At 68.4% G+C, this 7,144-nt stretch carries 6 protein-coding genes and 1 pseudogene (1 of these 7 cut by a window edge); 5 read left to right on the forward strand and 2 right to left on the reverse strand.

The window, feature by feature from the left end; all coding sequences use genetic code 11:
* Together A2X88_08630 and A2X88_08635 are read right to left on the reverse strand one after the other, a co-directional pair.
* Positions 1-676: pseudogene (locus tag A2X88_08630) on the reverse strand (hypothetical protein).
* The gene (locus A2X88_08635; GenBank protein OGP33684.1) at positions 663-1,397 is read right to left on the reverse strand and encodes a hypothetical protein; all 735 of its coding nucleotides are present in this window, start codon (positions 1,395-1,397) and stop codon (positions 663-665) included. The pseudogene A2X88_08630 and the gene A2X88_08635 overlap by 14 nt, the downstream one beginning before the upstream one ends.
* Before the next feature lie 56 nt (positions 1,398-1,453).
* Here A2X88_08635 and A2X88_08640 point away from each other — a divergent pair, with 56 nt between their 5' ends.
* The 5 genes from A2X88_08640 to A2X88_08660 form a co-directional block, all read left to right on the forward strand.
* Complete coding sequence (locus A2X88_08640; GenBank protein ID OGP33685.1) at positions 1,454-2,362, forward strand: hypothetical protein; 909 nt, start codon at positions 1,454-1,456, stop codon at positions 2,360-2,362.
* A gap of 28 nt (positions 2,363-2,390) precedes the next feature.
* Positions 2,391-3,080 (forward strand): hypothetical protein, encoded by a 690-nt coding sequence (locus tag A2X88_08645; GenBank protein OGP33686.1) that lies wholly within the window; start codon positions 2,391-2,393, stop codon positions 3,078-3,080.
* A gap of 4 nt (positions 3,081-3,084) precedes the next feature.
* Positions 3,085-4,956, forward strand: a complete 1,872-nt coding sequence (locus tag A2X88_08650) for a hypothetical protein (protein OGP33687.1) — start codon at positions 3,085-3,087, stop codon at positions 4,954-4,956.
* A gap of 65 nt (positions 4,957-5,021) precedes the next feature.
* Positions 5,022-6,245 (forward strand): hypothetical protein, encoded by a 1,224-nt coding sequence (locus tag A2X88_08655; GenBank protein ID OGP33688.1) that lies wholly within the window; start codon positions 5,022-5,024, stop codon positions 6,243-6,245.
* Positions 6,246-6,363: 118 nt separating this feature from the next.
* On the forward strand, positions 6,364-7,144 hold the 5' portion of the coding sequence (locus A2X88_08660) for a phosphate ABC transporter substrate-binding protein PstS (protein ID OGP33689.1). 284 nt of this gene lie beyond the right edge of the window; 781 of the gene's 1,065 nt are visible here — the first part of the coding sequence; its start codon is at positions 6,364-6,366; the stop codon falls past the right edge of the window.

A 7,144-nucleotide genomic window follows, 5' to 3' on the forward strand; every position in this document is an offset into this window, starting at 1 on the left:
GTCCGGTCGCGTTGATCACGACCCGCGCCGAAACGGTTTCCGTGTTCCCCGTACGGCGGTCGCGGACCCGCAAGCGGAAGATCCCCTCCGAGCAGGCGATCCCCTCCACCGTGGCATGGTTGCGCACGGTCACCCGGGATCCACCGCCCTTGCGGCCGGCCTCCACCGCGGAGAGCAGATTCTCGAAGACCAGCCTCTCGGGAACCGGAATCCGGTAGTCGTGGAAGACCGCCCCCCCGGCAAGCCCTTCCGGGCGCAGGCCGGGGACGCGTTCGATCGCGGCGGCGGCGGATACCGTTCCGGGGCGGGGAAGCGCCGTCCGGCGGGCCAGCAGGCCGTACAGGAACATCCCGGCCCGGACACGGAGCATCCCCCGGCCGTCTCCCCGGTAGACGGGAATCAGGACCGGAACGGGGCGAAGCAGGTGGGTCAGGCGTCGGTGGATCCAGTCCCGCTCCCGAAGCGACTCACGGACGAGCCCGAAATGAAGCCCCTCCAGGTACCGAAGCCCGCCGTGGATCAGGCGGGAGCTGCGCGAGGTCGTCCCCGAGGAGAAATCCCCCTGCTCGAAGAGGGCGGCGGAAAGTCCCCGCAGGGAAGCGTCCCTGGCCACGGCGGACCCGGTGATGCCGCCGCCGAGAATCGCCAGGTCGACCGGCCGGTCAACCGCCCCCACGGTTCCTCTCGCGCCAGGCCGCCCGCAGGGTCTGCGCGCGGTTCGAGAAGACCCCGCGGGCGCCGGATCCGACCAGCCGGAGGAAGAGATCCGGGTCGTCCACCGTGTACGGGAACAGCAGCAGGCCCGAATCGAGCACCTTGCGGATCCGCAGGACGGTGAGACGCCGGTGATCGGGATGGATCGACGGGAGGGCGTGCCGCAGGCAGAAGGCGATGTCCGAGGCGGAAGGCCGGCCGGTCACCAGGCCGCACGGGATCTCCGGCAGGAGCGACCGCGCGGCCGCGCATTCCTCCCGCAGGCCGGAGGAGAGGAGGATCTCCCCCGGGTACCTCGCCTCGCCGAGCGCCCGGCGGACCGCCGCCATGCCGCCCGGGACCTTCACCTCGAGGTTCAGGGGGACCTTCCCCCCCACCAGGTCGAGCACGTCCGCCAGAAGGGGGATCGGCTCGCCGTTCTTCAGCCGCACCCTCCGCAGGCGGGCCGAGCCGCAGCGGTCCACCCGGAGGTTCTCGCGGGCGGTTCGCCCGGTCCTCTCGTCATGAAGCACGACGGGGACCCCGTCCGCGGAGAGCCGGACGTCGAGCTCGATCATGTCCGCGCCGTCCGCCACCGAACGGGAAAAGGCCGCGGGGGAGTTCTCCGGCTCCCGGTCGCTCGCCCCCCGGTGGGCCGCCACGACCGGGGATCCTCCGCCTCTGTCGAACCGGAACCGCTCCACGATAGGATAGAAGATATCCCACTTCCCCCCGGTCCGCGAAGCTATAATCCCGGGATATGATTCGCGTGATCTACAACCCGGCGGCCGGCCCCAGGGCGGTGAACCGGATCTCCCGGGCCAAGGAAATCCTCTCCGAAGCCGGAATCTCCTTCGAGGTCCGGGAAACGACGGGGCCGGGCGACGCCCTCCTCCTCTCACGGGAGGCCGCGCACGAGAGGTTTTCCACCGTCCTTGCGGTCGGGGGGGACGGTACGATCAACGAGGCGGCGAACGGGTTGGCCGGAAGCGCGACCCGGCTGGCGGTGCTCCCGCACGGCACCGGGAACGTCTTCGCCGACGAGGTCGGTCTCCCGGAGACGGTCGAGGGGTGTCTCGCGCTCCTGTCCGGGGGGGAGACGGTGGAGGTCCGCCTCGCCAAGGCCGGCGACCGGTTTTTCCTGCTGGTCGCCTCCGCCGGGTTCGACGCCGAGGTGTTGGAGCGGATGAACTCCCGCCAGAAGAATCTCCTGGGGATCGGGGCATACTACCTCGCCGGGGCGCGGCACCTCCTCCGGGAACAGCCGACCCTCTGGATGGAGTTTCCGGACAAGGAACGGGTGGAGGCGCAGGCGGTCCTGGTCCTCCGGGGGAGGATGTACGGGGGGGGGGTGACGATGGCCCCGGAAGGCAGCCTCCTGAAGGACACCCTGCACGTGGTCGCCCTCCGCAGGACCGGCCGCTGGCCGATCGTGCGGTTCGCCCTTTCCGCCTTCCGCGGGACGCACCTTTCCTCCCCGGACGTCCTGTGCCGGGAGGTTGACACGGTGCTCGTCAGGTGCCGCGTCCCCTCCGCGGCCCAGGTGGACGGGGACTACCTCGGCCCCCTCCCCGTCCGGGTAGGGATGACCGGCGTCACCCTCCGGATCGTGGTCCCGCCTTCCTACCTCAAGACCCAGAACGGAAAAATCCCGGCATCCTCGATATAATGGTTCCGGGTTCGCCCCGGAGGAAACCTTGGGACGATCGATCCTCATCGTGGAAGACGACCGGGAGATCCGGGACCTTCTCGCGCACTGCACCCGCAAGGAGGGGTTCTCGCCCTCGACCGCGCCGGACGGCGTGACCGGCTGGACGAAGGTGCGGGAGGAGAAACCGGCCCTGGTCCTTCTCGACATCCTCCTCCCCGGGATGGACGGGCTGGAGCTGCTGCGGAAGATCCGGAGCAGCCCCGGGACGGCCCACATCCCCGTGGTGATGCTCACCGCCAAGGGGGACGAGACGGACCGGATCGTCGGGCTGGAGCTGGGGGCGGACGACTACATCCCCAAGCCGTTTTCCCCCCGCGAGGTCGTGGCCCGGATCCGCGCCGTCCTGCGGCGGACCCTCGCGGCGCCCGATGAGCCGGGGGAAGGGGTCCACGAATACGGGGATCTCCGGATGGACGTGCCCCGCCACGAGATCCGCTTCCGGGGAAAGCCCGTCACCCTCACCTCCAAGGAGTTCGGGATCCTCAAGGCCTTCCTCTCCTCCTCGGGAAAGGTGCTGACCCGGGAGGCGATCCTCGAGAAGGTCTGGGGGGGAGGGACCCATGTGACCGACCGGACGGTGGACGTCCACGTCGCCAGGATCCGCCAGAAGATCCCCTTTCTCGCGGAGGCGATCCAGACGGTCAAGGACGTGGGATACAGGCTTCGGGAGCGCTGAGACCTTGGCGAGGCGCCTCTCCATCGCCACGAAGTTCTTCCTCACCTATTTCGTGATCACGGGGACCGCCCTCGCCTTCGCCGGAATCGCCGGGTACCTCCAGTTCCAGCGGTATGCCGCGGAGGAAGTCGACCAGAGCCTCGAGAACCAGGCCCGGCTGGCGGCCGGGATGTTCCGCCCGCTGCTGGAACGCGCTCCCGCCGACCGCGGGAGGATCGCCGCGGAGGCGGACCGGGTCGGCCGGGAGCTCGACACCCGCCTCACGGTCGTTCTCCCCGGGGGGGAGGTGGCCGCCGACTCCGAGGTCGGCGCGGCGAAGGTTCCCCGCATGGAAAACCATGCCGCCCACACAGAGGTCCGGGATGCGCTCTCCGGAAAGACCGGATTTTCCACCCGGCGCAGCATCACGCTGGGGACGGAGCAGCGGTACTGCGCGGTTCCCCTGTTCTCCGGCGAGAAGGTGGTCGGGGTGGTCCGGGCTTCGCTCCCGATCGCCCACCTGAACCGGCGGCTTTCCCGGGTCCGGACGATCACCTGGGGGACCGGATTCGCCGCCTTCCTCCTGATGCTGATCGGAACCGCGATCCGCGCCCGCCGCGTGACCGGCCCCCTCGAGGAGATGCGGGGAGCGGCAAGGGATCTTGCGGCCGGAAACCTCCGGCGCCGCGTCCACGTGAGGACCGGGGACGAGCTGGAGGAGATGGCGTTCGCCCTGAACCGGACCGCATCCCGGCTGGAAGGAACGATCCACCAGCTCGACCGGGAGAGGTCGCGGCTGTCCGCCCTGATCGAGAACCTCTCGGAGGGGGTGATCGTCGTCTCCGGCGACCGGACGGTCCGGATGATGAACCGGGAGGCGGCGCGCCTCCTGGGCGTCGCGGCCCCGCGGGACTCGCAGCCCTACCCCGAGGTGATCCGGCATCCCCGGGTGCTCGGGTTCATCGATGGGTGGCGAGACGGAAAGGCGCTCCCGCCGGCGGAGGTGCCCGTGCGTCATCCCTCCGGGGAGAGGATTCTGCGCCTTGCGGCGACCGCGGTCCCTCTCCCGGACGAGCGGAAGGGGGCGGACCTCCTCCTGACCCTCCGGGACACGACCGAGGAGAAGCGGCTCTCCCGGATCAAGAGCGATTTCGTCTCGAACGCCTCCCACGAGCTTCGGACCCCCCTGACGAACATCCGGGGATACCTGGAGGCCCTCCAGGACGCCCTGAAGGAGAACGCCCCGGTCGATCCCTCCTTCATCGAGATCGCGCACGGAAACGCCCTCCGGATGGAGCGGCTGATCGAGGACCTGCTCGAGCTCTCCCGGGCGGAATCCCCCCGGGCACCGGCGGAGAAGGAGGAGATCCGCCTCCCGGACTTCCTGGAACGGGTCGCGTCCCTTCACCGCCCGATGGCGGGGAACCGGGGGCAGACCCTGACCGTGGAGGGAGAGGAAGGCACGATCCGGGCCGACCTGGGGAACCTCGCCGTGGCGATGTCGAACCTCGTCGACAACGCGGTCAAGTACGGCCGGGAGGGAGGGAAGATCCGGGTGGCCGGGCGCCGTGACAACGAAATCGTCGTCCTGGAGGTCGAGGACGACGGCCCGGGGATCCCCCCGGAGCACATTCCCCGGATCTTCGAGCGCTTCTATCGGGTCGACAAGGGAAGATCCCGGGACCTCGGCGGGACGGGGCTGGGACTTTCCATCGCGAAACATATCGTCGAATCGCAGGGGGGGACGATCGAGGCGGCAAGCCGCCTGGGGACGGGAAGCCGCTTCACGATCCGGATCCCGGGGCAGTTCCTGCCTCCCGTTCCCCGGGGGAACCCCGAGGGACAACCCGACGATTCTCCTTGCACGACTGATGCTCCGGACAGTTTCGGCCGATAGAGAACCGGGGGTTCCCTGCGTGACGCCCCTGGACGAAGGCCCCGTGCCTGCAGAAGGAGCAGTGGATGATGGTGGAAAACCTCTTCCTCTATATCGTGGGGTTCCTGATCCTGCTGGCGGCGGCGTTTCTTCTGGGCAGGGCTTCGCGAAGGCTTGCCGGGGAGGAGAAGGCGGGGGATCTCGAACCTCTCCGCCGGCAGGCGAGGGAACTTTCCCGGGAGCTGAAGAAAGCGCAGGATGAGCTCGCCCGGAAGCAGGACCTCTCGATCAAGATCCCGAACCTGGTGCGGCGCCTCAGCGAGAAACTGCCCCCGAGTGCCATCCCGGGCATCGCCGTCCGTTTCATGAAGGATTTTTTCCGGGCATCCCGGGCCGGTTTCTTCACCCCGCTCGGGGACGGGAAGGAATTCACCCTGACCGAAGGGGTGGGATTCCCCGAGGAATGGAAAGAATCGGTGCGCCTTCCGGCCGACCAGGGGATGCTGGGGATGGTGGTTCAGAAACGAATCGTCGTTTCCAGGGACGAATACCTTGCCCTGCGGGGGAAAGAACGCCTGGGAACCTCGCCCCTGGAACGGGCGGTGGGGGTCGCCGATCTCATCGCCCCGGTGACCGGCCCCTCGGGGATCGTCGGCGTCATCGTCATCGCCGGCTGCGCCGCCGAGATCCGCGATGAGCGAAGTTACGCCTCGATGCTGGTCGACCTGCTCGGAAGCGCCTTCCGGAGCGCCGCGTTCCTCCAGTCGGCGGAGACCGAAGCCTCGGCAGACCCCTTGACGGGGCTTTCCAACCGAAGGCACTTCGCGGAATGGTTCGAAGCGGAGATCCGCCAGGCCAGAAACTACATTCAGCCCATGTCGCTCCTGCTGTTCGACATCGACCATTTCAAGAAGATCAACGACAGCTGGGGGCACCCGGCGGGAGACCTGGTCCTGAAGAAGCTGGCCGAGATCACCCGGAGCCACACCCGGAGCTCCGACCTCGTGGCCCGCTACGGAGGGGAGGAGTTCGCCGTCGTGATGGCCTCCTCCAGCCGGGATCAGGCCTTGTCATACGCGGAATGCCTGAGGAGGCTCATCGCTTCCGCAGAGTTCCGGATCCCCGGCCAAGCCTCCCCCATCAAGATCACGATCAGCGGGGGGATCGCCACGTTTCCCGCCGACGGGGAATCGGCCTCCGGGCTGATCCAGTCGGCGGACGAGGCTCTCTTCGCCGCGAAACAGCAGGGAAGGAACCGGATCTGCAAGGCCCGGAAAGTGGGCCTGGACGGCAAGCCGCTCGACGAGTAGCCCCCCAGCGTCCTCCTCTCGGGATCTTCACAGGAATGTAACCCTGGGTTCATCCCGGAGTAATCCGCCTTCCCTAGAATGCTCTCGTAATCCGAAAGATCCGACGAAGGAGATTTCCATGAGAATCGCGTTCCTGTTCAAACTCGCCACGGCGGCGGTCGCCCTGATCGTCCTGGCCGGCGGATGCGCGAAGGAGTCCGGAAAGGGCTCCCTGACGATCACCGGGGCGGGGGCCACCTTCCCCTACCCGCTCTACTCCAAATGGTTCTACGAGTATTCCAACGCCCAGCCGGGGGTGAACTTCAACTACCAGTCGATCGGTTCGGGGGGCGGCATCCGGCAGATCATCGAGGGGACGGTGGACTTCGGCGCCACCGACGCCCCCATGACGGACGAGGAAATGTCCAGGCTCCCCGGACCGGTCCTCCACATCCCCACGGCGATCGGGGCGGTCGCGGTCGTCTACAACCTCGGCGAGGCGGGAAGCGGGCTCAAGCTTTCCCCGGCCGTCCTGGCCGACATCTTCCTCGGGAAGATCCCGAAGTGGAACGACCCCCGGATCGTCGCCTTGAACGCCGGGATGAAGCTTCCCGCGCTGGACGTCGTGGTCGCCCACCGGTCGGACGGGTCGGGGACCACCGACATCTTCACGAACTACCTCGGCACGGTCAGCGCCGGCTGGAAGGCGAAGGTCGGCCGCGGGAAATCGGTCCAGTGGCCGGCGGGGCTGGGAGGAAAGGGGAACGAAGGGGTCGCGGGAATCGTGAAGCAGACCCCCGGCGCCGTCGGGTACGTGGAGCTCGCCTACGCGATGCAGAGCCGGATGACGGCGGCGGCACTGAGGAACCGGGAGGGTGCATACGTCCTTCCGACCCTCGAGTCCACCTCCGCCGCGGCGG

Source organism: Deltaproteobacteria bacterium GWC2_65_14 (genome assembly GCA_001797615.1).
In the GTDB taxonomy this organism is placed as follows: domain Bacteria; phylum Desulfobacterota; class Deferrimicrobia; order Deferrimicrobiales; family Deferrimicrobiaceae; genus GWC2-65-14.